3 protein-coding genes are annotated in these 2,846 nt (G+C 75.5%); all 3 read right to left on the reverse strand.

Annotated features, from left to right (window positions below):
- Positions 1-1,197: ABC transporter permease (locus tag ABZ914_RS49605; RefSeq protein WP_500201556.1), on the reverse strand; the 1,197-nt coding region annotated here is incomplete at its 3' end.
- Positions 1,194-1,874: an ABC transporter ATP-binding protein gene (locus ABZ914_RS49610; protein ID WP_500201558.1), complete on the reverse strand. Its 681-nt coding sequence runs from the start codon at positions 1,872-1,874 to the stop codon at positions 1,194-1,196. The genes ABZ914_RS49605 and ABZ914_RS49610, both read right to left, overlap by 4 nt.
- Positions 1,875-1,879: 5 nt before the next feature.
- Positions 1,880-2,846, reverse strand: a 967-nt coding sequence (locus ABZ914_RS49615) for a peptidoglycan-binding protein (protein WP_500201557.1), incomplete at its 5' end; no start/stop codon positions are given.

Genomic DNA, 2,846 nt, shown 5'->3' on the forward strand with positions numbered 1-2,846 from the left:
GGTCGGGGGGAGGCGGGCGGCGCGGATCGCCGGGTAGAGGCCGGCGACGGCGCCGATGAGGAGGGTGGCGAGGACGCCTCCCGCCATCGCCCAGAGCGGGACGACCGTCGGCCAGCCCTGCACGACCGCGAACACCGCGGTGACGGCGGTGCCGAGGGCGACGCCGCCGACGCCACCGAGCCCCGCGAGCATCTGCGACTCGGTGAGGAACTGGAGCCGGACCTGGCCGCGGGTCGCGCCGAGCGAGCGGCGCAGCCCGATCTCGGCGCGGCGCTCCAGCACGGAGATCACCATGGTGTTGGCGACGCCGACGCCGCCGACCAGGAGCGCGACGCCGCCGAGGCCGAGCAGCAGCGCGGTGAACGTCGCGTTCGCGGCGTTCTGCGCGGCCAGCGCGTCGGAGGGGCGGCTGACCTCGACCTCGGTGGGCGACTGCGGGTTGGCGGTCGCGGCGAGCAGGTTCTGCGCCTTCTCCACCGCGTCCTTGCGGGCGCGGGCGTAGACGGTGGTGGGGTGGCCGTCGAAGCCGAGGTGGGCCGCGGCGGCGTCCCAGCCGACGAGGGCGGCGCTGTCCAGTTCCGGCGCGAGCTGGTTCGGGTTCAGGATCCCGACGACGGTGAACCACTGCGCGCCGAGCCAGACCTGGACGCCGGGCGTGGAGACGCCGAGCGCCTGCGCCGCGTCCGAGCCGATGACGACCGCGGGGTAGCGGGCCGTGCCGGCGTTGAGCCAGGTTCCGGCGGCCATCGTGAGGCCGATGGTGCGGGGCAGGTCCAGCCGGGCGGCGAGCACCGAGATGCCGCCGGTCTGGCCTGCGGGGATGTGGTCGTTGCGGTAGACGTCTGTGTCCTCCAGCTTGCCGGTGGCGGACGCCGACTCGACGTCGGGCATCCGCCCGACCATGCCGGTGGACTCCTCGGGCAGCTCGCTGTTGCCGCCGAACAGGTCCTTGCCGGGCGCCACGGTCAGCAGGTTCGTGCCGAGCCGGTCCAGGGTGGCCTGGAGCTGGGCGCGGCTGGACGTGGAGATGCCGACCACGGCGATCATGGCGGCGATGCCGATCGCGATCCCGAGGGCCGACAGGAACACGCGCAGCGGGCGGGCGCGGAGCCCGGCGGCGCCGACGCGCAGGACGTCGGGCGGGCTGAGGCGGGCCGGGACGTCGCCGCCTCGGCGGGGCGGTGCGGCGGCGGTCATCGCGCGGCCTCCAGTCCTGCGTCGTCGTGGACGATCCGCCCGTCGCGCATCCGCACCTGCCGGGGCAGCGACGCGGCGATGTCGCGGTCGTGGGTGATGACGACGACGGCGGTGCCGCCGCCGGCCAGCTCGCGCAGCAGGCCGAGGACGCCGGCGCCGGACGCCGAGTCCAGCGCGCCGGTCGGCTCGTCGGCGAGCAGGATCGCCGGTTCGCCGACGACGGCGCGGGCGATCGCGACCCGCTGCCGCTCGCCGCCGGACAGCTGGTGCGGCCGGTGGTCGAGGCGGTGCCCGAGGCCGACGCGCTCCAGCGCGAGGCGGGCCCGCCCGCGCCGCTGCGCGAGCGGCACGCCCCTGTACAGCAGGCCGTCGGCGACGTTGTCGAGCGCGGCGACCCCGGCCGCGAGGTGGAAGTGCTGGAAGACGAACCCGATGCGGCTCGCCCGCAGCGCGGACAGGCGGCGGTCGCTCATCGCGGACGCGTCCCGGCCCTCGACGAGCACGGTGCCGGCGCTCGGCCGGTCGAGCGTGCCGAGCAGGTGCAGCATCGTGGACTTGCCGGAGCCGGACGGCCCGGCGATCGCGACGAGCTCGCCCGCCCGCACGGTGACCGACACCCGGTCCAGCGCGGTGACGCCGCCGGGGTAGGTCTTGGTGACCTCGCGCAGTTCGACCACCGGTGTCACGCGGGGACCCCCACTTTCATGCCCTCGGCCAGCCCGGATCCGGAGACCTCGACCTTCCCGCCGGCGAACACGCCGGTCTCGACGGGGACCGTCCGGACCGTCCCGTTCTGGACGACCTGTACCGCGTAGCCGCCGTCGCCCTGCGCGAGGAGCGCGGCGACCGGCACGGCGAGGACGCCCGGGTGCCGGCCGGCGATCAGGTTCACGCCGACGGGCGCCTTGTCGTAGGAGCCGAGCGACCGCCGGCCGGTGACGGCGATGGTGAGGTGGACGGTGGTGGGGTCGTCGCCGTGCCCCTGCTCGGCGACCTTCCCAACGGAGGTGATGGTGCCCTGGGCGGTCCGGTCGTCGGGCAGGACGATCTCGACCTTGGCGCCCGCCCTGGCGAGCCGCTGGTACCGGACGTCGAGGTCGACGCCGACGACGCGGGTCGTGCCCGTGCAGGTGAGGACGGGTCCGCCGATCTTGTCGCCGACCTGCGCCTTGTGGTCGGCGACGCGGATCCGGCCGGCCGCGATCACCACGGACCCCGGCGCGACCTTCCCGGTCTCGTCGACGCCGAGATCGTCCTGCCAGCGCTTGACGGCGTCCGCGGTGGCGGAGCTGTAGGTCTTGTCGACGGTGAACCCGGTGTAGCCGAGTGCGGCGAGGTTCCGCTCGAACTGGAGGACGTCGGCGCCCTTCGTCCCGTCGGAGAGGGTCCGGTAGAGGGGCAGCTTCCCGTACAGCAGCGGCACGGGCTCGTTGTCGACCTTGTACACCGGCCGGCCGCGCGTGACCACGGCCCCTTCCCCGGCCAGCCAGGTCAGTGTGCCGCGCCCCTGGGCGGACACGGTGCGGGAGGAGCCGTAGCCGAGCGTCCCGTCCACCTTCTGGGTCTCCACGAGCGTGGTGCGCTCGACCGCCGCCGTCGCGGGCGGCAGCGCGCCGTGCCGGGCGGACGGGCCGTCGCCGCCGCCCAGC

The organism is Spirillospora sp. NPDC046719, from assembly GCF_040645715.1.
Lineage (GTDB): Bacteria > Actinomycetota > Actinomycetes > Streptosporangiales > Streptosporangiaceae > Spirillospora.